Below are 20,814 nucleotides of genomic sequence, written 5' to 3'. Positions count from 1 at the left end.
CTAGCGGATCCGCTCGGCGGCCGCGCCGCTGTCCAAGACCGCCCGGACCCGCTCGGCGGCGGCGCGCAGCGAGTCGCTGCGCCCGAGGTGCCAGAGGATCAGCGCCGCGCTGAAGACGAGGCTGTCGTAGGTCGGTCCCTTGGCGCCGCCGAGGGCCGCAAGCCCGGCGCGGGCGGCGGCCTGTGCGGTGGCGCCGACGTCGACGGCCACGGCGATCTCGTCGCCCGGGCGCGTCGTCTGCGGCAGGTCGTCGGGCAGGGGCACCGAGCGCACGACCTGTTCGATGCCGAGGGCCGTCGGGTCGATGTCGTAGGTCTGCTCCTCGCCCCTGTGCTGGTAGCCGACGCAGACGCCGGGCTGGCGCAGCGACGGCACGATGCCGCCCTCGACGCCGCGCACGAGCAGCGCCGAGTCGAAGCCGACGTGGCGGGCCAGCAGTGCGTAGATGCGCGGGTAGGGCTTGTGCACGTAGCCGGTGACGTAGTGGGTGCGGCGCCGCCCGAGGATCGGCTTGGCGAGGACCTCGGTCGTCGTGATCGCCTGGCGCTTGACGATGGTCGTGCGCAGGTGGATCAGGCCGTGCAGCGCCGGGTTGAAGGCGCGCTGATCGAGGTAGGTCCAGCCGAGTCCGGGGTCGGCGAGGCGCGCCGCGGCCTCCTCCGGGGCGAGGTCGACCGGCACGCCGGCGGCGGCCAGGACGTGGCGGTGGGTGACGCCGAATTTGGGGCCGACTCGATCGAGGCCGTGGGTCACGGCCGGCACCTCGCAGGCGGCGAGGACGGCCGGTACGAAGGGTGCCGCCGGCAGGCAGCGGTTGTAGCCGTCGTAGGGGTCGGCGATGTCGACGACCTCGTCGACGTCGGCGGTGACCGAATGGGTCGTCGCGCGGATCGCGTCCAGGATGCCCTTCAGCTCGTCGTCGGTCTCGCGCTTCATCCGCAACGCGATCAGGAAGATCCCGGCCTGGACCGGATCGACCCGTTCGGCGAGGATCGCCTCCATCGCCAGCTGCGCCTCATCGTGCGAGATGTCCTTGCTGAGGGTGGGGCCGGTCGCGATGCGCTGGAGGATCGAGCGCATCGTCCAGCGCGCATCGTCGGGGGCACCTCCGGCCTGGCCGGCGGAGTGGTGCGCGGAGTGGGTCATCGTTGGTCTCCCTCGTCCCGTCGGGGTCATTGTCGGTCGCGTCTGCCGCGCAACGGTGGGGGCGCGTGACCGAGATCGCAACCGAGCCGCCGTGGGTCAGTCGTCCGGCGTCATCTTGTCCCAGACGTCGGTATGGGTTGGCGAGACGCCGTAGACCGCATCATGGAGCCGTCGCAGGAATTGGAGTTCTTCGAAGGCGTCGAACGGCCAGCCGCTGCGGTCGCCGCGCTTGTCGTACATGAGGTCGTCGAAGACCAGCTCGAAGTATTCGGGGTCGCCCCAGCAGTCGATCAGGCGCCGGACGACATGATCGAAGCGGGCCTCGAGGAGCGAGCGTTCGTCGGGTGTCGGGTCGTTCATGGCGATGGCAAGCGCGATGTCGCGGGCCTGAGCCGGCCGGGGGCCTTGCCGGGAACGGACGGGGACGCGCGATCCACGACCTCAGGCGATTTCTGTCAACAAACAAACCGTCTGGCTTGTCTTTTCGCCCGCCTTCTGTGTCGCGAGCGCACTCACATCGCTGGGCTAGGCTCCTGCGCTCGCTCCTTGAAGACAGACGAAAGTCCGGGAAGACAGACGAAAGTCCGGCGTCATCCGGTCGGTTTGTTTCCGGCAATCGCCTCAGAGCATAGCGGGACATACCGATGAGTCAACCGGCTGCCCTGCTCGGTCCCATCGGGGCCTGGCTTGGGACCGATCATCGATGCGATGGCCCGCGCCGCGGGGGTCACTTCGGGTCGTCGTCCTGCTTCAGCAGTGCGCCGAGGTCGCCGAACGGCCGGTAGGTCGTCTGCCTTCCCTGGTCGCGCCCGCCCGCGGCACCGGCGGCCTTGGCGGCCATGTGCTCCTCGTACTTCTGGTGCTCGTTGTCGTGGCAGTACAGGCACAAGAGCTCCCAGTTGCTGCCGTCGGGCGGATTGTTGTCGTGATTCATGTCCTTGTGGTGGACGGTCAGCTCGCGCAGGTTGGTGCGCTCGAAGGCGCGGCCGCAGCGTCCGCAGACCCAGGGGTAGAGCTTGAGGGCCTGCTCGCGGTAGCCGGCCTCGCGCTCGTCGCGGGCGCGGCGCGCGTCGGCGACGATGCGGTCGAGTCGGGCGGAGGCCGTCGGGTCGGTCTTCGGGGCTTTGGGGCGGTGGGTCGGGGCCATGGTCGGGCGCTGCTCCGGGTTGGTCGATCGTGCCATTATGCCCCGAGTCGCCGGGAGACGGGACGGGCGCCCTACAGCGCGATGCCCGGGCGCTGGTCGGTGAGCCAGTAGAAGCGGAACGGCGGGATGACCAGGCGGCCGTTGAAGATGGCCGGGGATTCGCCGGTGACCAGGTCGCGGGGCTGACCGTGGCGGAACAGCCCGCGATGGCCCAGGTCGCCGATGTCCAGGTACTGGGGCACCTCGTTGAAGTTGGCGGCGACGAGCACCGTGTCGGTCGGCATCATCGGGTGCGTGCGCAGGAAGACGAACAGGTGCGGGTTGGCGACGTCGATCAGTTCGCGGTTGTTGAAGTCCGCGAAGGCCGCCGTCGTCTTGCGCACCGCGATCAGGCGCTTGAGCCCGTCGAAGATGCGCTGCTCGACGGCGCCGCGCTGCTGTCGCCGATCGTTGCGCAGCCAGTCGATATGCGGGCGGTGGACCCAGCGGGTGTCGCCGGCCTTGGCCTCGTCGTTGAGGAAGGTGTTGTCGTTGAGGGTGCCGACCTCGTCGCCGTACCAGATCAGCGGGATGCCGCCGAAGGACATGATCATCGCGTGCAGCGTCAGGATCTGCTCGATGGCGATGTCGATCCCCTTGGTGTCGCCCTGCTCGAGGGCGACCTCGAGGCCGACGAGCGAGGCCAGCGCCCCGGCGATGCGGGCATCGCCGGTCTTGGCGTTGACGCCGAACGGCCGGCCGCGGGCGGGCGACCCCTCGTAGTTGCCGGTGAACCAGTCGACGAGGAAGCGGCGGTGCGCATGGGGCTCATAGCCGCAGGCGCGGATGTCGGCATCGTCGAAGCCGAGGCCGATGTCGTCGTGGCAGCGTACATAGTTGAGCCAGGTCGCCCGGTCGAGCTTGCCAGGCAGGCTCTTGAGCCCCTGGGTGAGGAGCTTGGCGTTCTTCGTCGCGATCGCGTCCCAGAGCAGGGCCATGAAGGTGGCGTTGTAGGCGATCTCGCACTCCTTGGCGATCACCGCGTCCTCGCCGAAATACTTGATGATCTCCAGCGGGGCGACGATCGCCTCGGCGATGAACAGCACCCCCGGGGCGACGACCTGGCAGCAGTCCTTCATCAGCTGGAGGATCAGGTGCGCCTCGCGGTTGTTCTGACAGGTCGTGCCAATCTTCTTCCAGAGGAAGGCGACGGCGTCGAGGCGCACGATGTCGGCGCCCTGGTTGGCCCAGAACAGGATGATGTCCACCATCTCGATGAACACCGCCGGATTGGTGTAGTTGAGGTCCCACTGGTAGTGGTTGAAGACCGTCATCACCCAGCGTTGCAGCGACTCGTCCCAGGTGAAGTTGCCGGGGGCGGTCTCGGGGAAGACCTCCGGCATCGTCTCCTCGAACATGTCCGGGACGTCGCGGTTCGGGAACAGGTAGTAGAAGTCCTGGTAGGTCTTCTCGCCGGCGCGCGCGCGTTGCGCCCAGGGGTGCTCGTCGGAGGTGTGGTTGACGACCACGTCGAGCGTCAGCAGGATCTCGCGTCTGCGCATCGACTCGGCGAGGACGGCCAGATCCTCCAGGGTGCCGGCACGCGGGTCGATGTCGCGGAAATCGCTGACCGCGTAGCCGCCGTCGCTGGCCTTGAGCGGACACTTCAGGATCGGCATCACGTGGACCAGGTTGACGCCGAGCTCGGTGAGATAGGGCAGCCGCTCGGTGAGGCCTTGGAGGGTGTCGGCGAAGCCGTTCGAATAGAGGGCCATGCCGACCCACTCCTGGCTGAGGAACCAGTTGTGGTCCTTCTCGCGGGCCATGTCGCGCTGTTTGAGTACGTCGGAGCGGTCGACGTAGGCCCGGGCGAGCCGCTCGGTCAGACGGACGATCTGCTGCTTGAAGTCGTCGCGGTGGCCGTAGAGGTGGCCGAACAGCGAGTGGATCGCATAGAAGTTGGCGCCGAGCCGCGTGTAGAAGTGGCGCAGGTCCTCGCGCCCGAGGTCCGGGTGGAACTCGTCGAGGATGTCGTTGAGGAGGGCGTGGGAGATCTGCTCGTACATCAGGCTGGTCGCGGTTGGGGCCGGCCCCGCCGGTGGCGCCGGCGATGGGCTCGATTGGCCGGAAGGGTAACAGTGCGGCTCGGTGGAAGGAAGGCGCGGCTCGGTCGTGGCGAGCCGCCCGCGCGCCGGGCGGGGTTCAGCGGACGTTCAGAATCGTCGAGGCATCATCGCTGCCACGGACCGAAACGAGTTGGCCTCGTCATGATCACCCCCATTCGCGTATTCACGATCGCGCTGGCGACCGCCGTGCTCCCGGCGGTCGCGGTGGCCGCCGACACGACGACCCGCGCCGCCATCGGCGGTGGGCTCGGCGCCGCCCTGGGCGCCATCGTCGGCGGCGAGTTCGGCGGCCGTGACGGGGCGATTCTCGGCAGCGGCCTCGGCGGCGCGGCGGCTGCCGCGCTTGCCACGTCGCTCGACGACGATCGTCGCCACCGGCATCGCCACGACGACCGCTATCAGGCGCGCTATCGCGATTGCGATCGCTACCGGCATCGCGGTCGCGAACCGGATGACGACGATGATGATGACTGAATTCGCCGATGGTCCCGCCACCGCTGCCGGCCCGTCGTCAGGCCGACGGGTCGTGTCCGCCCGGTCGCATGGCCTCGGCGTTAGGCGGCGTTCAGCAGACGTTCGGAATCGCCCCGGCATCATCGCCGTCCCCGACCGAGACAGGAAGGTACCGTCATGATCAGCCCCATTCGCCTACTGACGATCGCGCTCGCAATCACGGTGCTGCCGACGGTCGCGCCGGCCGCTGATACGACGACCCGCGCCGCCATCGGCGGTGGGCTCGGCGCCGCCCTGGGCGCGATCGTCGGTGGCGAGCTCGGCGGCCGTGACGGGGCGATCCTCGGCAGCGGACTCGGCGGGGCGGCCGCCGCCGCGGTCGCCACGGCCGGCGAGGATGACCGCAGCTATCGCCACAAGGGCCCGCCACCGCCCCGCTATTATGCCGATGGCCCGTGCCCGCCCGGCCTCTGGAAGCAGGGGCGGTGCGGTCACTCCGGTTGGCGCGGGGGGCCGCCCCGCTGAGGCCGCTGTCGGGTTACGGCGCGTGCCGGCCCGTGCCTGTTCAGCGACCGCCGTGGTGGCGCGCCTAACCCGGCGGCCCGGGCCGATGTCGCCGGGGCCGGGTACCTGATCGCCCTGCCGTGACCCCGGGGTCTGCGGGTAAACTCTGTCGACACCCGGCCGGAGACGGCTGCGATCAGGATCCCCGCATTGAATCCGCTCAAGCGACTCGCCTCCCAGACGGCCATCTATGGCCTGAGCAGCGTCTTCGGCCGCCTGCTCAACTACCTGCTGGTCCCGCTGCTGACCTACACCTTCGCCCCGGCCGAGTACGGGGTAGTCGCCGAGCTCTACGCCTACATGGGCTTTCTGGCCGTGGTCCTGCTGTTCGGGCTGGAGACCGGCTACTTCCGCTTCCGCTCGCGCGGGGACTGGGCGCCGGCGACCGTCTACGGGACCGTGCTGCGCTTCCTCGCCCTCGTCAACGGCGCCTTCCTGGTCTTCGTGCTCCTCTACCAGGGGCCGCTCGCGGACCTGCTGCGCCACCCCGAGCACCCCGAGTACATCTGGTGGTGCGCGGCGATCCTGGCGTTGGACTCCATCGGGGCCGCGGCCTTCGCGCGGCTGCGCGCCGAGGAGCGGGCGCTGCGCTTCGCGACGATCAAGCTCCTGGAGATCGCGGCCAATGTCGGGCTGACCCTGTTCTTCGTCTACCTCTGCCGGCAGGCCTGGCAGGCCGACCCCGAGTCCCTGCTCGGCTCGCTGTGGGATCCTCGGATCGGCGTCGGCTATGTCTTCATCGCCAACCTGGCGGCGAGCCTGCTCAAGCTCCTGCTGCTGGCGCCGCAGCTGCGCGGCGGCTTCGGCGGCTTCGATCCGGGGCTGCTGCGGGTCCTGCTGCGCTACTCGCTGCCGATGGTCGTGATCGGCTTCGCCGGCATCACCAACGAGATGCTCGACCGCGCGGCGCTCAAGTACCTGCTGCCCCATGACCCCGAGACCAACATGGCACAGCTCGGGATCTACAGCGCCTGCTACAAGCTCTCGATCCTGATGATGCTGTTCATCCAGGCCTTCCGCTACGCCGGTGAGCCCTTCTTCTTCAGCTATGCAAAGGAGCGCGACGCGCGCGAGATCTACGCCCTGGTGCTGAACTGGTTCGTGATCGGCTGCGTCTTCCTGTTCCTGCTCGTGACCCTCTATCTGGACCTGTTCCAGTACTTCGTCGGCGCCGCCTACCGCGAGGGGCTCCATGTGGTGCCCGTGCTGCTCCTCGCGAACGCCCTGCTTGGCGTGTATGTCAATCTCTCGATTTGGTACAAGCTGACCGATCGCACCCTGCTGGGGGCCGGCGTCGCGCTAATCGGCTCGGCGATCACGGTCGCGCTGCTCTTGTGGTCGGTGCCGCGCTGGGGCTACGCGGGGGCGGCCTGGGCGCATCTGGCCTGCTATGGCGCGATGGTGACGATCTCCTACCTGCTCGGGCGGCGCTACTACCCGGTACCCTACGAGGTCGGGCGCGTCCTCGGCTATCTGGCCTTCGGCGTCGCCCTCTATCTGGGCAGTCGGGTGCTGGTGACGCAGTTCGGTTGGGGTGCGCCGCTCGCCGGGACCCTGTGCATGGCCTTCTACCTGGCGGTCGTCGCGGCGCTCGACGGGCGCCGGCTGCTGCGCCGCGGCGCCGGTGCGGCGAGTTGAGACCCGTCAGCGGCGCTGCCGGCGCGGACGGACCCGCCGCAGACGCTGCCTGAGCGCCGGCAGGCCGACCTTCGGATCGGCGCGGCCGTAGCGCAGGCGCAGGTACAGCCCCAGGAAGGGCTCGATCTGCGGCCGCAGGTCCGGGCGGCGGGCCGCGACCCGCTGGCCGAAGTCGCGCGGACCCTCGCGCGGGCGGCGTCGGAGACCGACCCGGGCGAGGCGGGCGGCGAAGCGCTCGAACAGGACCTCCAGCGGGTCGCGCGGCCGACCTCGGGCGAGATACAGGACCGTGACACCGAGGACGGTCGCACCGACCAGGATCATCGCGACGGCCAGGCCATAGTTGCTCAGGTAGCCCAGCCCGATCGCCGACAGCAGCGCCAGCTGGTCGGCGTTGGAGAAGTCGAGCACCCAATTCTGCCAGCCGGCCTCCAGCGCGTCGGCGACGAGGCGCAGCCCGTGGGCGAGGCGGGCGATGCGGTCGAGCTCCTCGCTGCCGAAGCGCAGCGGCGCCCGGGCGCCGAGTCCGCTCAGCTCCGGGCTGCGCTCGATGCGCTCGGCGGCGATCGCCGCGGTCGGGTCGATCCGCCGCCAGCCCTCGCCCGGCAGCCAGGCCTCGACCCAGGCGTGGGCGTCGGACTGGCGCACGATGTAGTAGTCGCCGAGCGGATTGAGCTCGGCGCCGTGGTAGCCGAGGACGACGCGGGTCGGGATGTCGGCGATGCGCAGCAGCACGGCGAGGGCGCTCGCGTAGTGCTCGCAGAAGCCGCGACGGGTCTCGAAGAGGAACTCGTCGGTCGGATTGCCGCCGAGCAGTGGGGGCGCGAGCGTGTAGTAGAAGGGCTCGCGGTTGAAGTGGGCGAGCGCCCGGGCGACGACTTGGGCGGCGTCCGCCCCGTCGCGCGTCCAGTCGGCGACCAGGGCGCGCATCCGCGGCGTCACGTTCGGCGGCAACTCCAGCCCGGCCGCGGCCGTCACCGGGTCGGGCGCGGTCGTGCGGTAGCGGGTCGCCGAGACCATCCGGTAGCGCTCGCTGGTCGTCAGGCGCTCCTTGGCGAGGACCTGGTAGTCGTCGGTCAGGTGGGCCCCGTCGGGGATCTCGACGGGCAGGTCCAGGGCCAGGAGCCAGCGCTGGTCGCTCGGCTCCATGACGATCTGGTAGCCGAGCCGCCCGTCGGCCTCGGCCAGGGGGGCGCCGGTCCCCGCCGCCTCGTCCGGGCGTGGCGCCCAGCGGCGCCCGTCCATCCGCCAGAGCACGGGGCCGCGCCAGTAGAGCTGCTCGGCCGGCGGGGGTGGGCCGTCGAACCAGACGCGGAAGGCCGGTTCGCCGGAGAGGACCAGCTCCGAGATGCTGCCTGGCTCCAGCTGATCGGAGAGGCCGGTGACCCCGATCTGTTCGTCGTTGCCGAGGCTCCACAGCGGGTTGTCGAGCCGCGGGAAGAGGACGAAGAGCGCGATCGCGAGCGGTAGCGACAAGAGGAAGAGGCGGCCGGCCGCACGCAGTGCGCCGGCGAGCGGGCGCGGTCGGGCGCGGGCCGTGAGGTCGGCCATCAGGGCCAGGTCCGCGACCAGCAGGACGAGTAGGTAGACGACGAGCAACGGCGACTGGTCGAAGAGGAACTGGCTCGCGAGCAGGAAGCCGAACAGGATCGCGAGCAGCCGCACGTCGCGCCGACCGCGGATCTCCAGGAGCTTGAGCACCAGCATGGTCGCGAGCAGGGCCGTGCCGGCGGCCCGCCCCGAGACGGTCGCGTAGGCGCTCAGGACGTTGAGTAGGCCGGCCGCCGTCAGCGGCAGCAGCAACCAGCGGCCGGGGGCGAGCACCGGCCAGCGCAGCGCGGCGATACGCAGCGCGAGCGCCGCGGCGACGAAGAGGCTCACCTGGAGCGCGAGCCACTGGGCGAGCGGCAGATACGCGAGCGCGAGCAGCGCCGTGACGGCGCCGACCTGTCCCGGGGCGAGGTGCTCGCTATAGTGGGTCTTGGCCAAAGGTCGCCAGCGCCTCCAGGCAGCGTTGTCGGTGGGGCTCGCCCGAGTCGAGCGGCAGCGTACGCCCGGGTAGACGCAGGCCATAACGGACGTGGGCCTCGGCGGCCTCGAGCACCTGTCGGGCGAGCCGGCTGAGGCGGGTTTCGACATCGGCCGCCGAGACCTGCTCCCAGTCGAGCCACAGCTCCTCGGCGCGATCGCCGCCGAACTGCTTCACGATCAGGCCGCGCTCGCGGGCCAGGGCCTTCCAGTCGAGGCGTCGCGGCGAGTCGCCGGGGCGGTAGCCGCGCGGCCCGACGAAGTCGTCGGCGCCTTCGCCGCGATCACCCTGGGCGCGCGCCGAGCCGGCTGCGGCGACCGGCGGCGGCAGCGGTGCGACCGGCGCCGGGCGCGGGTAGACGACGACCCGGGCATCGCTCTCGATGAGGCACCAGGCGCGGAACAGTCCGAGCGGGAACTCGGTCTCGATCGGCACCGTGCCGAGGGCCTGGTGGCCGCGCCGCTCGGTCGTCACCGTCAGCGTGACCCGCTCCTGGGCGCCGGCGGCGAGCGCCACTGGGTGGACACGGCCGAGCCAGCCGCGCAGCCGCAGGTCGGCCCGCGCCCGCTGGCCGGGGTCGCGCAGCGTCAGCGTGAACTGGGCGTCGTCGCCGGCGAAGACCCCGGGACCCGGCGTCGCCCAGACCTCCAGCCCGAGCAGATTGAGCCAGGTCTGGTGCATGCTGACGACGGCGGCCGCGGCGAGGATGAAGGTGAACAGCAGCCCCAGGTTGTTCTGGTAGTTCAGCGAACCGGCCAGCGTGACGAACAGGACCAGCGCGAGCATCAGCCCGGCGCCGGTGGGCAGGATGAAGATGTAGCGCTGCGCGACCCGCGCGGCGCCGTCGCGCCCGAGCGGCACGCGGCGCATCATCGCGGCCAGGCGTGCCTTCAGTCGCCCGATGCCCCGGCGCCCGGGTCGGGCCGAACGGCGGCGGGCGGCCGTCGCGGGCCGTCGCCGGTCATCGGATCGCTGGCGTGCCATCGGTCAGTCGGTCTCCTCGCCCGAGCCCAGCGCAAAGCCGTAGGGCGGGAAAGCGCAGCGCATCCCGCCACCAGCGCCGCTGGCCAACGCAAAGCCGTAGGGCGGGAAAGCGCAGCGCATCCCGCCACCAGCGCCGCTGGCCAGCGCAAAGCCGTAGGGCGGGAAAGCACAGCGCATCCCGCCACCAGCGCCAATGGCCAGCGCAAAGCCGTAGGGCGGGAAAGCACAGCGCATCCCGCCACCAGCGCCAATGGCCAACGCAAAGCCGTAGGGCGGGAAAGCGCAGCGCATCCCGCCACCAGCGCCGCTGGCCAGCGCAAAGCCGTAGGGCGGGAAAGCGCAGCGCATCCCGCCACCAGCGCCGCTGGCCAGCGCAAAGCCGTAGGGCGGGAAAGCGCAGCGCATCCCGCCACCAGCGCCAATGGCCAGCGCAAAGCCGTAGGGCGGGAAAGCACAGCGCATCCCGCCGCTCCCGAGCAGGCACGCCGAGACAGCCATGACGGTGTCTCCCGCCGTCGATAGACCGGGTTTGTCGCGTTGCGCGCGATGATTCCGGACAATTCTCCGACCTGGTCATTCTTATGCCGTGGCCTGGTTGCGCGGGCGTTGCGCAATGGGTTGGCGACCTGTCAATGGCGGGATGCGCTGCGCTCTCCCGCCCTACGTTTGAATGGCGGGATGCGCTGCGCTTTCCCGCCCTACGTTTCTTGGTGGCGGTCGTCCGGTCGCGGATCGATCGCCTCAGCGGGGCGCCTCCAACCGCAGGCGCCGATAGACGTAGATCTGGCCGTCGGCGCCGCGCAGTGCGAGGCGCCCGTCCTGCCGTGCCATGTCGAAGCTGTGCTCGATACCCTGGGAGCGATTGCGCAGCAGGAGGCGGTCGGCGCCGACCTGGAGCGTGCCGTCGACATGGCCGGCGCAGGGCCGATAGAGGCGGTAGTGGTTGCCCTGGACGATCAGCAGGCCGCCGTCCGGGCTCTCCCAGAGCCCTTCGAGGGGGCCGGCCTGCCAGGGTGGCGTCGCGCTCTCGCCCGGCATCGGCACCCCTTGCGGCAGGCGCTCGAACATGTCGTCCATGCCATCCATGCCGTAGTAGGGCACCGGGTTGCCGAGCGAGGGCATCGTGGGCAGGCCGGCGGGGCCTCCCCACCAGCCGGTACCCGGGGACGGGCCGCCTTGGCCGAGGAAACCCATCGCCTCCATCATCCGGGTCATCGCGTCGGCCATCGCAGCGCGGTTGCGGCTCGCGTCGTCGGCCTGCGCGGCGGCGACGGCCGGCAGCGCCAGGGCGAGCGAGATCAGCGCAGCGAGATGGGTCTTCATGGTGTCGAGGAGTCTAGCAGAGCCGCCGCCGGAGCCGGGGCCCGGTTGCCGGTCTGTTCGCCGGCGAGCGGTGCGAGCCAGTCCCCGAGCGGGCCGTCGCCGAGACCGAGGCGTGCGGCATAGATCAGGCGATAGGCGAGCACGCGCTCGACATAGTCGCGGGTCTCGTCGAATGGGATGGTCGCGATCCAGAGGTCGGTCGCCTGGGGACGCGTCGGACGCCAACTGCGGACCCGGCCGGGTCCGGCGTTGTAGGCGGCCGTCGCGAGCACGGGGTCGCCGGCGAAGCGCTCGTGCACATAGGCCAGATAACCGGCGCCGAGGGCGATGTTGGTGGCCGGGTCGAGCAGTTCCGGTCGGGTCGGCGGGGGATGGCCCAGCTGCGGCGCGATCCAGCGGGCCGTGGCCGGCATGAGCTGCATCAGGCCCACGGCCCCGGCCTGCGAGCCGGCGCTCGTACGGAACAGGCTCTCCTGGCGCATGACGGCATAGATCCAGCTTTCCGGTACGCCGGTCCCGGTCGCCTCGGCCTGGACCAGGTCGCGGTGCGGCGTCGGGAAACGCAGCTCTAGGTCGTCCCAGTGGCCCCCTCTCGCCAGCGTGCGGATCGCGAGATCGGGCAGTTCGAGCGCCGCGGCGATGACGGCCGCGGCCTGGAGGCCATCGCCGTCGAGGTCGGCGGTGAGATGCGCCCACTCGCGGTGCAGGTCCGCCTCGCGCCCGAGCGCGGTCAGCTCCTCGATGCGTCGCAGGGCAGGGTCGGCGACCAGGTCGCGGAGCCGGTCCGTGGCCGCGATCGGCTGGTGCGTCAGGTTGTAGGGCAGGCCGCTCCGCTCGGCGGCGAGGAAGCCCCAAAAGCCGCGGACCTCGGCGGCCTGGCGATAGAGGCGCTCCGCCGCCTCGGTGTCCCCGAGGACCTCGATGGCCCGCGCCTGCCAATAGAGCCAGCGTTCGGTCTTGCGTTCGCTGGGCGGCATCCGCTCGATCCAGTCGGCGATGCGCGGCCAGTCCTCGCGGGCCAGCGCGACCCGCAGGCGCCGCTCCTGGAAGGGCTGGTTGTCGTCGCCCGCCGGTACCCGGTCGAGATGGTCGAGGGCGCGGGCGTCCCCGCGCTGCGCAAGGGCCAGGCCGATGGCTGCCTCGACGGCGGCGGCCGGCGCCGCCGTGGGTGCGAACCGCGGCCGCCAGACCTCCCAGGCGGTTGCGGCCCGCTCCGGGTCCTCGGCGGCGAGCCGCACGAGGCCATGGGCGATGACCTCCTCTCGCTCGGGGTGCCCGGCGGGGAGGCCGGCGGGGTCCTCGACGAGGGCCGGGTCGATGTCCACGGCGAGCCAGCGTGCGAGCCATTCCCGGTCGGTCGCCGGTGGCTCGGGCAGATAGCGCCCGAGATAGGCGGCGAGGCGACGGTCGCCCGCGGCCATCGCCAGCGCGATCCGTTGCCAGACGAGGGCCGGCGTCAGGCGCCCGGCGGTGCGCCAGGCGTCGAAGGCCGGGTCGCAGGCCGCCGGCTGGGAGCGGCCGACGAGCCACAGGGGTTCGACGGCCTCGAGGGCCTCGTCGCCCCGACCGGTCGCGATCAGGGCTTGCAGGTAGTGGCAGCGCTCGGTGGTGGCGCCGCCGGGCCGGTAGTGGGCCAGATAGTCCGACCAGCGGCCTTGCCGGGCGAGCCGCTCGAGCCAGGCGCTGCGTAACCGCTCGGCGAGCGGGGTCCCCGCATAGGCGGCGAGGAAGGCGGTGATCTCGCCGGGCTCGGCCGCGTCCAGGTCGGCGGCGAGCTCGGCGTAGCGCAGGTAGGGGAAGAGGGGATAGTCGCGCAGGCCGGCGACGAGGTCCTCGACCGCCGCCGGCTCGCCGCGCGCGAGCCCCGCCTCGGCGATCAGGAAATCGCGCCGCTGGCGCTCGGCCGCGTCGGTCAGGATGCCGACCCCGAGCGGGGCCGGCAGCGCCCCGATGAGGGCGAGCGCGAGCCAGGGCAGGACGATGTGCGGCCCTCGCCCTGGGGATGTGCGATCGCGGCGGCGTCGCGTGGCTTGGTATCTGGCCATGGGGTCGGGAATCTCGTCGGTGGCCGGCCGGAGGCGTTTCAGCCGTGGATCATCTGAGCACCGCGACGGTTCCGTGTGGGCTTGCTCACAACTCCGGCCATCGAGGGTGGCCGCCTGCCGAAGTTAATCAGTAAGTAACTGATATAAAAGACATATTTTCCGATCTCGTATCACGAGGGCTAGCCTTGGCCAGAATTATGAGCAAGGCCGGCGATGCCCCCAGATGAAATTCACGATGCTGTTGTGGACCACATGATTCATGGTCGTCCGTCACCCTTCGCGTGGCTTGTCGATATCGGGAGGCGCGAGTCCTCGATGTGGGCTACGGCTTGCGTGACGCGCTACTTCTTGGTGACCATCGGGCCAGTCCTTATCGGGTATCAGCGACTCGGTGAAGTCGAGTGCACGAGGCGCGTGTTTGGCAGGTAGTCGAGAAACAGCCGGTCATAGGTGAGAATCTGCATCCCTTCACATTGAGCCTGAGCGATCAGTAGGCGATCGAAGGGGTCTTTATGGTGCGCGGGAAGCTCTAGCACGGCCTGGGCATGCAACGGCGTGACATTGATCCAGCCGAATCCCTGTGCGCCGATATCCTCGACGATCCGGCGCGAGCGCAATGGCATCTTTCCCAATGCGTGCTTGATCGCTATTTCCCAGACCGAAACCGCGCTGACGAAGGCCCCGGCGTCCTGCACCAGCGCCACCACATCGGCATCCGCGAGGGCATCCATCATCCAGTCATACAGGATGCAGGTATCAAGCAGCAGGCGCATCGTCCTCACCCGCGAAGAGTCGTTCAACCGCTTGATCGGTCTCTCCCGAACGCCACTCGGTTGAATAGGGCATCTGACCCTTCCAGGCGCCGGGCGGTTTCACTTTCGACGGTGAATACGGAACGATCCTGGCAACCGGAACGCCGTTGCGGGCGATCAGTACCTCCTCGCCACGCTCCGCCGCGACGATCAGACTCGATAACTGGTTCTTGGCCTCCAGCATGTTGACCTGCATGGGCGAGCTCCAAAACGCTGTTTAGCCAATCCTAGCCAACCCGGAGCCGCGCCGCAAATGTCGCTCGATGGCGACGCCTCTCAGTGAACGGCACCGCCACCTCCAGGACGCTCGACCCGCCATGAGTCAGGGTCGGGTAACCCGCCAGGGCGCCTACTTCATCTCGTCGTGACGAGCCTGCGGGCGAGGTCCAACGCATCGACCGGCCAGAGGCACTCGGGGCGCGGGCGGCGGACCTCGGGCTGGCCGGCGGCGGGGCGGCAGCCGAGGACTGGGGCGACCCAGCGGTCGGGGATCGCGGCGAGGCCGTGCACGGCACCGAGGAGGGCGCCGCAGATCGCGGCGTTGGTGTCGGTGTCGCCGCCGCGCATGACGGTGTCGATGATGCCGGCCTCGAGGCTCGGGGCGTGCAGGAGCTGCCACAGGGCGTTGCGCATCGCGATCAGCACCCAGCCCTGGTGGCGGACATGGTCCGCCGCGGGCGCGTCGGCGGCCTGGCGGATGGCGTCCATCAGGGTCGGCTCGATCGCGAGGTCTTCGGCCCACCCGAGGATGGTCCGGTACAGGGCGTCGGGCGTGGGGCCGGTGTCGATCGCGTGCGCGATGGCCATCGCGAAGAGGGCGTTCGCCTGGCGGCACACCGGATGCGGGTGGGTGAGGGCAGCGTCCTGTTCGGCCCAATCGGCGATGCGCGGGAGCGGTCGGCCGGCGCCGAAGATCCCGAGCGGGCTGATCCGCATCAGCGCCCCGTTGGCCTGGCTGTCGTGGTTCGCCCGCCCGGTGAGCCCGGCGGCGATGGTCATGCCGCAGTCGAACGGCTCGCTGGCGAGCCAGAACCGATAGGCCGCGTGGGCGGCCGCGGCCTCGTAGGTGCCGTGTTCGATCAGCATCCGCGCGAGCAGCAGGGCCATCTCCGAGTCGTCGGTCGGCTGCCCGGCGAGGGTATTCCAGGCGCCGCCGTCGGCGAGGTCGCGGACCCCGTCGGGGTACGCGCGGCGGATCTCCTCGGGCGAGCGGAACTCGACCAGGCTGCCGAGCGCGTCGCCGACGAGTTGGCCCAGCAGGCAGCCCTGGGCCGAGGCGATTCGGTCTGATTCGCGAGTCATTCGGGCGGTCCCTTGGCAAGGGTCGGGGGCGCGGGCTCCAGCGCCTGGATCGCATATCCCATCGCCCGGAAGCCGCGCTGGCGTTTCTCCCACATGCGGGCGAGTTGGGGCTGATCGGTCTCCGCGTAATCGTAGATGCGCACATCCTGCTTGGTCGCGTGTCCCCGGTGCAGGCGCCCGGCATACTGTTGCAGGGTCCCCTTCCAGGAGATCGGCATGGCCAGCACGAGCGTGTCCAACGGCGGATGGTCGAAACCTTCGCCGATCAGGCGACCGGTGGCCAGCAGCACCCTCGGGGCGGCGCCATCCAGGGCCTCCAGTTCTGCGAACAGGGCTGTGCGCTGTCGTTTCGTCAGGCGGCCATGGAGGACGAAGCAGTGCTCGACCTCATCCGCGAGTGCCGCCCGCAACAGCGTCAGATGATCCGTCCGTTCGGTCAATACCAGCACCTTGCGCCCTTCCCGGTAGGCCCCCAGCACGTCGCTGGCGATGCGCCGGTTACGCTCGCCATCGTTGGCCAGCATGCGAAACAGGTCCTGAATCGGGATGTCCGGTGGGACCGCCGGCGCCGGCCAGCGCTTCGGACAGACCTTCAATCGCGCCGGGGCGGTCTCGGGCGTGGCGGCGCTGTGGCGGATCGGTCCGCACTGCATGAAGATGATCGGCTGATGACCATCCCGGCGGGTCGGTGTGGCGGTGAGGCCCACGACGTATCTGGCCGTGGCCTGCTTGAGGAGGCTCTCGAAGGAAAAGGCGGACAGGTGATGGCACTCGTCGGCGATGATCTGCCCGTATCGGTCGAGGAACTCGCCCAGATCCTCCCGCCGTGACAGCGATTGCATGACTGCGATATCGATCTTCCCGGCAGGCCGCTTCTCGCCGCCCCCGAGGAGGCCCAGATCGCCTTGTTGCAGCTCCAGAAATCCGGTCAATCGCTCCTGCCATTGGCGCAGCAACTCGGTGCGGTGTACGAGCACCAGGGTGCTCACCTTGCGCCGGGCGATCAGGGCCGCGGCGACGACCGTCTTGCCGAAGGCCGTCGGGGCGCAGAGTACGCCCGTATCGTGCCTGAGCATCGCCTGGACGGCCGACCTCTGGTCCCGGCGCAGGGTGGCGGTGAACTTGGCCGACACCGGCTGTCCTGGTGCGCGTTCGTCCTGGAGTTGCGGGCGAATCGCGTGGGCGTGCAACAGGTCCAGCACCGCGTCGAGGCAGCCGCGCGGCAGGCCGATGTGCCGCGGATGGTTCTCCGCGCAGCCGATGATGCGCGGCTTGTCCCAAACCGGCAGACGCATGGCTTGGGCCTTGTAGAATTCGGGATTCTGGAAGGCGGCGAGCCGGATCAGGCGATTGCTCAACGGCTGCGGCAGATCGGCCTTGGCGATGAAGATCTGGTTGGCCAACACCAGCGTCAGCGAGGCCGGGAGGGGGCCGGTCAGCCGTGGCGGTTCCGGCGACGGGCGTTGCCAGGGTCTGCCGTCGTCCTCTTCCAGGGCGAAGGTCACATCCAGTGGATGGCGGCCGCCGCAGGCGCGCAGGATGGCGTCATCCAGGTCCTGCCGGGACAGGGGACGAATCGAGGCAAGTAAGGCCCACTGATCCGGCAAGGGCCGCAGTTGCTCATCGACGAAGACGGTGCGGCCCTGTTGCCTTGGCCGTCGCTGCAACGGCAGTGCGATCAGATTGCCGAAGCCGCCCTTGGGCATGGTGTCCTGGTTCGGAAACAGGCGGTCGTAGCTGGCCAGGGACAATTGCCGGGTGCGCTCGCAGGTGTGGCTGATCAGCGCCGCACCGAGTTGCCGGGCTTCGCGGGCCGGCACCGGCTCGGCAAAGAAGATCCAGACGTGCGCGCCATTGCCGGAGCGGGAGATCTCCAGCGCCGCCGGGATGCCAAGCGCCCGGCAGGATTGGATGACGGCCTTGGCATCCTCCCGCCAGTCGGCCTCGTCGAGGTCGGCCGCCAGGAAACGACAGCTGTCATCGGTGAGGAGTGGATAGACGCCGATGGTCCGTTTGCCGGCCAGGTGGTCGTAGATCAGCTGATCGGTCACCGCCAGCAACTGGCGCTGTTGGCAGTCGCCACATTTGACTCGCGGTTTGTGGCAGACGCCGGGTCGCCATTCGTTGCCGCAGGCCGGTGACCAGCCCGAGGTCCCTTTGGCCGACTCCCAGCGCTGCGGATAGACATCCTCGCGGCCGCGGAACAGGCGGCGAAACAGCGCGATCTTCGCATCCGGGGTGAAGCGGGTTCGCGCCGAGGCGAGCGTCGGGCTCGTGGACACGGGCTCCGGGGTGCCGGGTCCTTCCCAGGGGATGCCGTGCCGGGTCAGGAGCGCCTTGAGGCGGGCGTTCTCCTCGCGCAGCCGCCGCAATTCCTCCTTCCTGTTCAGCGCCGGGTCATTGTTCGGGGGGACCATGTTCCGCCACCGGATTCGTCCGTGCCGTTCGCCGACACCTCTGGGACCTCGAAGGATTTTCCTCAGGACGATTTTCCAAGACGCCGCGCGGAAAAGCGATGTCGGCCTTGCGTGATCGTCCGCCTTTGGCCCCCTCGTGCCCTGCTCGCCCAAGCCCGAGACGCGCGATGGGCATCGTGCCGGCGCGGATCACGGGTGCGAACCCATCGTCCACCGGATCGGACAAGTGCCCCAGGTGTGCGATGTGGATAGCTGCGGGACTTGCCGAGTCGCCCGGGGACGAGGGGGCCGTGTCCACTCATCCCGGATAGGCCTCCCGTCAGCGTGATCGTCGCGACCAGGCGTCTTGTCTGTTCCCGTAGTAGGCGCGCAGTCCCGACTCGAGGCGGGCAATCTCGGGCGATCGGCAATCGGCGCTCTTCATCATCGTCCGCACGCCGCCCGTCAATCGGGTGATGCCGCCGTCGTTGAACATGCGGTCGAATGCGGTGCCGACCCCGCTGTCGTCGGGTTTGGAAAAGACCGCGCGGAATAGTGGTGCCAGCTCGCGCTTGACCCGGTAGTGCTCCGTTGTCGTCACGCCCTGGATGCGGTAGAGCTCCGTCCCGAAGGCGTTGCGCTTCACCGTGTCGGTGCGCTCCGAGAAGGTGAAGGTCACTGCATCTGCCCCCAGACAATCCGGGAACGCCTCTTCGAACGCCAGCAGATAGGTCATGGCGACCGGCGTGACGGCAGAGGGATTCATCAGCTCGCCGACGATCGGTGCGAATACCCCGGTGGGTCGGCCTAGCATCGCGTCAGCGATGGCGTCGTACGCCGCGATCTGCCGGGCGAGGAAGGCGAAGGTGGGGCGCAGGCCGGCCGTTGCCTGCTGGTCGAGCGCGGCGAGCGTCGGGAAGTCCTGGTTGTAGAGGGCGTTGAGGTAGTCGTCTGCCCCTGTCCCGTTGAAGGGCGTCGTATCCCGCATCTTCTCCGAGATCAGCGCAGCGACGGGCCGTGCCTTGCGTCGATCGAGGTCCGTGTCTGAATAATAGGCCTGCCGAAGCCCGGTGATCTCGCTCGAGAGCGCGAGTGGTTCGAATTCTTCGCGGATCTGCCGCGCGAGCCGGTCCTGGAGCGACCAGCGCTTGCGATCCCAGGCCGCCTTCGCCGCACCGAGTTTGCCGTAGTCGAACAGGCCGGCGTATTGCGCATCGATCGCCCGGCTGCGCTCGACGGTGTGCGAGAGCAGGTCCAGGCTTGGGGGCGTGTCGTCGAACTGTCCGAGCTCGTCGGTCAGGCGCGCGGCGAACTCGCTCGCCAGCCGCGTCAGACGGTCGTCGAAGACCCTGCGGGCGCGGGTGCAGGCCGCGGACGGGGGGCGGCCGCAGGCGAGACCTGCATCGACGCCGGCGATCCAGTCGCGCATCTCGGCAGCATTGCGAAGGTCGTCGGCGGCTGTGGCAAACGACTCGGCCGCGGCGACGATGTTCGCCTCGAAGATCGCCCGCGCCTTGTCGTCGGCAATCCGTTCATCGCGTCGCGCGTCCTCGTAGTTGGCGACCAGCTCGCGGAAACGCCCTGCACGGCTGGCCATCAGGTCAAGGAAAGACGCCTCATGGGCGCGCGCGTGTGCCGCGTCGAGGGCCGGTTTCAGCCGCTCAGCGAAGGCCTGCCCATCGAAGACCTCGCCGTTGTCCAGCGGACCCAGGGCCACGAAGTCGAAGCGCAGCGGTGCGCGCATCGCGGCGCTCGCAGCGTCGCCGTTCAGCGGCGCATCGGCGGCGAGCATCCCGTCGACGTGCCGGACCCATTCGTTCACTACGGCGCGCTTGACGCGATCGTAGTGCTGCGCCCGAAAACTCCGCTCGTCGGTTATGCGGCTCAGGAGATTGATGATTGCGAGCTGCTTCCGATTCCCCCGTTCGCCGCAGGACGCCGTCAGGGCGAGGCGGGCCGCCCGGCGCTCCTCGGCCGAAAGTCGATCGAGCGGTTTGCCGAACACCTGGGTCGTCGTGTCGTCCTTCCAGAGGCTCGTGGCGTCGCCGCGGCCCCAGTCGTCGAGCGGTGCGGCCATCCCGACGTCGATCCAGCGCCGCAGGTGGTCGGGGCATGCCTTCGCCTGATCGTCCTGCGTGATGACAAGCGGCTCGCGGATCGCGGTGAACTCGGCGCGCAGTTCGGCCAAGGCGGCGGCCGCGTTCGTCCCGCCGAACAGCACACCATCTTCGCAGTCCGTTGAGGCGAGGACGGCCTGTGCTCCGTCCTCCGACGCCATGACGTCGAGGCGAATTCCGCGTCGTCCACCCCCTTCCTCCACCAGAGAGATGAGTCGCAGCCCATCATCCGCGGTGACCGCGAAGGGCGCACCGTCGACAGCGCGATTCCAGGGCGATGCCACGCGCGCGTGCGAGAGGGCGGGCGCGATCGTCGCCGCCGCAGAGAGGCCGCTGCCCCCGGAATCGCGGATCGCGATGTCGATCGGAAAGTCGCGCCCCCGGCACCCGATGAGCCCCGCCCAATCGCCGATGAAGCTGAAATTCGTCTCCGTATCGGGTGTGCTTGCGGTCGCCTGCTCGTTGGATCCACAAGCGGTGCAGACCAGTAACACGAGGGAGGCACATGCGCTCCAGGCGGCCTTGGACCGTGACAGCATGATGGAGAGCCCCCCTTTTCTGGTTCGCTTGGCGATGACCCTCCTCTGTTTGGGCTGGCGCCAGCAATTTCAGCGGTGCGTGCTGTGCGTCCTCTCGTATCGCCAACGCAGAGATCGCAGTGGACGGCGGTTCTCTCCCTGCCGATGAGGAGGGCCTGCGCGACAGACCTCGCCGGTATTGGCGGGTTTGAGCGCGTGGGCGCGAGGGCCGCGG

Annotated in this window: 17 protein-coding genes; 3 read left to right on the top strand and 14 right to left on the bottom strand. The window is 69.7% G+C overall.

The annotated features are described in order from the left end of the window. From CKO41_RS06040 to CKO41_RS06025, 4 genes are all read right to left on the bottom strand, one after another. A complete protein-coding gene (locus CKO41_RS06040) occupies positions 1–1,146 on the bottom strand; it encodes an anthranilate phosphoribosyltransferase (protein ID WP_200381547.1) in 1,146 nt (381 codons plus the stop codon). Between the two features lie 96 nt (positions 1,147–1,242). Then, positions 1,243–1,506: a hypothetical protein gene (locus tag CKO41_RS06035; protein WP_200254344.1), complete on the bottom strand. Its 264-nt coding sequence runs from the start codon at positions 1,504–1,506 to the stop codon at positions 1,243–1,245. Between the two features lie 367 nt (positions 1,507–1,873). After that, positions 1,874–2,293 carry a YajD family HNH nuclease gene (locus CKO41_RS06030; protein ID WP_200254345.1) on the bottom strand — a complete coding sequence of 140 codons (420 nt, stop codon included), beginning with the start codon at positions 2,291–2,293 and terminating at the stop codon, positions 1,874–1,876. A gap of 71 nt (positions 2,294–2,364) precedes the next feature. Further along, positions 2,365–4,338 carry an alpha-amylase family glycosyl hydrolase gene (locus CKO41_RS06025; RefSeq protein ID WP_200248603.1) on the bottom strand — a complete coding sequence of 658 codons (1,974 nt, stop codon included), beginning with the start codon at positions 4,336–4,338 and terminating at the stop codon, positions 2,365–2,367. Positions 4,339–4,539: 201 nt separating this feature from the next. Here CKO41_RS06025 and CKO41_RS06020 point away from each other — a divergent pair, with 201 nt between their 5' ends. The 3 genes from CKO41_RS06020 to CKO41_RS06010 all read left to right on the top strand — a co-directional run bounded on the left by CKO41_RS06020 (position 4,540) and on the right by CKO41_RS06010 (position 7,053). Continuing rightward, positions 4,540–4,872 carry a YMGG-like glycine zipper-containing protein gene (locus tag CKO41_RS06020; protein ID WP_521963203.1) on the top strand — a complete coding sequence of 111 codons (333 nt, stop codon included), beginning with the start codon at positions 4,540–4,542 and terminating at the stop codon, positions 4,870–4,872. Positions 4,873–5,028: 156 nt separating this feature from the next. Then, entirely contained in the window at positions 5,029–5,376 is a 348-nt protein-coding gene (locus tag CKO41_RS06015; protein WP_200248609.1) for a YMGG-like glycine zipper-containing protein, read from the top strand. Positions 5,377–5,565: 189 nt separating this feature from the next. After that, a complete protein-coding gene (locus tag CKO41_RS06010) occupies positions 5,566–7,053 on the top strand; it encodes a polysaccharide biosynthesis C-terminal domain-containing protein (protein WP_200381545.1) in 1,488 nt (495 codons plus the stop codon). A gap of 6 nt (positions 7,054–7,059) precedes the next feature. Here the strand turns inward: CKO41_RS06010 and CKO41_RS06005 are convergent, their stop codons facing one another. From CKO41_RS06005 to CKO41_RS05960, 10 genes are all read right to left on the bottom strand, one after another. Then, positions 7,060–9,042, bottom strand: a complete 1,983-nt coding sequence (locus CKO41_RS06005; RefSeq protein WP_242464011.1) for a transglutaminase TgpA family protein — start codon at positions 9,040–9,042, stop codon at positions 7,060–7,062. Then, positions 9,023–10,066 carry a DUF58 domain-containing protein gene (locus CKO41_RS06000; RefSeq protein WP_200381543.1) on the bottom strand — a complete coding sequence of 348 codons (1,044 nt, stop codon included), beginning with the start codon at positions 10,064–10,066 and terminating at the stop codon, positions 9,023–9,025. Before CKO41_RS06000 ends, CKO41_RS06005 begins: the two co-directional genes overlap by 20 nt. A 3-nt stretch (positions 10,067–10,069) precedes the next feature. Next, positions 10,070–10,564, bottom strand: a complete 495-nt coding sequence (locus tag CKO41_RS05995; protein ID WP_200381542.1) for a hypothetical protein — start codon at positions 10,562–10,564, stop codon at positions 10,070–10,072. Positions 10,565–10,807: 243 nt separating this feature from the next. Beyond that, a complete protein-coding gene (locus CKO41_RS05990) occupies positions 10,808–11,389 on the bottom strand; it encodes a hypothetical protein (RefSeq protein ID WP_200248617.1) in 582 nt (193 codons plus the stop codon). Next, positions 11,386–13,434: a transglycosylase SLT domain-containing protein gene (locus CKO41_RS05985; RefSeq protein WP_200381541.1), complete on the bottom strand. Its 2,049-nt coding sequence runs from the start codon at positions 13,432–13,434 to the stop codon at positions 11,386–11,388. Before CKO41_RS05985 ends, CKO41_RS05990 begins: the two co-directional genes overlap by 4 nt. Positions 13,435–13,814: 380 nt before the next feature. Then, positions 13,815–14,207 (bottom strand): type II toxin-antitoxin system VapC family toxin, encoded by a 393-nt coding sequence (locus tag CKO41_RS05980; protein ID WP_200248631.1) that lies wholly within the window; start codon positions 14,205–14,207, stop codon positions 13,815–13,817. Further along, positions 14,191–14,442 carry a type II toxin-antitoxin system Phd/YefM family antitoxin gene (locus CKO41_RS05975; protein ID WP_200248633.1) on the bottom strand — a complete coding sequence of 84 codons (252 nt, stop codon included), beginning with the start codon at positions 14,440–14,442 and terminating at the stop codon, positions 14,191–14,193. Before CKO41_RS05975 ends, CKO41_RS05980 begins: the two co-directional genes overlap by 17 nt. Before the next feature lie 158 nt (positions 14,443–14,600). Continuing rightward, positions 14,601–15,548, bottom strand: a complete 948-nt coding sequence (locus CKO41_RS05970; RefSeq protein WP_200381540.1) for an ADP-ribosylglycohydrolase family protein — start codon at positions 15,546–15,548, stop codon at positions 14,601–14,603. Then, entirely contained in the window at positions 15,545–17,965 is a 2,421-nt protein-coding gene (locus tag CKO41_RS05965; RefSeq protein WP_200381539.1) for a TOTE conflict system archaeo-eukaryotic primase domain-containing protein, read from the bottom strand. The genes CKO41_RS05970 and CKO41_RS05965 overlap by 4 nt, the downstream gene beginning before the upstream one ends. 319 nt (positions 17,966–18,284) lie before the next feature. Further along, on the bottom strand, positions 18,285–20,600 hold the full coding sequence (locus CKO41_RS05960; protein WP_200381538.1) for a hypothetical protein: 2,316 nt from the start codon (positions 20,598–20,600) through the stop codon (positions 18,285–18,287). Between the last annotated feature and the right edge of the window lie 214 nt (positions 20,601–20,814).

The organism is Thiococcus pfennigii (genome assembly GCF_016583835.1).
GTDB lineage: Bacteria > Pseudomonadota > Gammaproteobacteria > Chromatiales > Chromatiaceae > Thiococcus > Thiococcus pfennigii.
This window is presented reverse-complemented; position numbering and strand designations above follow the sequence as displayed.

Excerpts from the sequence above, each read along its gene's own strand:
- CKO41_RS05970 (WP_200381540.1), bottom strand. The coding sequence starts at position 15,548 with ATGACTCGCGAATCAGACCGAATCGCCTCGGCCCAGGGCTGCCTGCTG.
- CKO41_RS05965 (WP_200381539.1), bottom strand. The coding sequence starts at position 17,965 with ATGGTCCCCCCGAACAATGACCCGGCGCTGAACAGGAAGGAGGAATTG.
- CKO41_RS06025 (WP_200248603.1), bottom strand. The coding sequence starts at position 4,338 with ATGTACGAGCAGATCTCCCACGCCCTCCTCAACGACATCCTCGACGAG.
- CKO41_RS06030 (WP_200254345.1), bottom strand. The coding sequence starts at position 2,293 with ATGGCCCCGACCCACCGCCCCAAAGCCCCGAAGACCGACCCGACGGCC.
- CKO41_RS05985 (WP_200381541.1), bottom strand. The coding sequence starts at position 13,434 with ATGGCCAGATACCAAGCCACGCGACGCCGCCGCGATCGCACATCCCCA.
- CKO41_RS05980 (WP_200248631.1), bottom strand. The coding sequence starts at position 14,207 with ATGCGCCTGCTGCTTGATACCTGCATCCTGTATGACTGGATGATGGAT.
- CKO41_RS05990 (WP_200248617.1), bottom strand. The coding sequence starts at position 11,389 with ATGAAGACCCATCTCGCTGCGCTGATCTCGCTCGCCCTGGCGCTGCCG.
- CKO41_RS06040 (WP_200381547.1), bottom strand. The coding sequence starts at position 1,146 with ATGACCCACTCCGCGCACCACTCCGCCGGCCAGGCCGGAGGTGCCCCC.
- CKO41_RS05995 (WP_200381542.1), bottom strand. The coding sequence starts at position 10,564 with ATGGCTGTCTCGGCGTGCCTGCTCGGGAGCGGCGGGATGCGCTGTGCT.
- CKO41_RS05960 (WP_200381538.1), bottom strand. The coding sequence starts at position 20,600 with ATGCTGTCACGGTCCAAGGCCGCCTGGAGCGCATGTGCCTCCCTCGTG.
- CKO41_RS06015 (WP_200248609.1), top strand. The coding sequence starts at position 5,029 with ATGATCAGCCCCATTCGCCTACTGACGATCGCGCTCGCAATCACGGTG.
- CKO41_RS06035 (WP_200254344.1), bottom strand. The coding sequence starts at position 1,506 with ATGAACGACCCGACACCCGACGAACGCTCGCTCCTCGAGGCCCGCTTC.
- CKO41_RS05975 (WP_200248633.1), bottom strand. The coding sequence starts at position 14,442 with ATGCAGGTCAACATGCTGGAGGCCAAGAACCAGTTATCGAGTCTGATC.
- CKO41_RS06000 (WP_200381543.1), bottom strand. The coding sequence starts at position 10,066 with ATGGCACGCCAGCGATCCGATGACCGGCGACGGCCCGCGACGGCCGCC.
- CKO41_RS06020 (WP_521963203.1), top strand. The coding sequence starts at position 4,540 with ATGATCACCCCCATTCGCGTATTCACGATCGCGCTGGCGACCGCCGTG.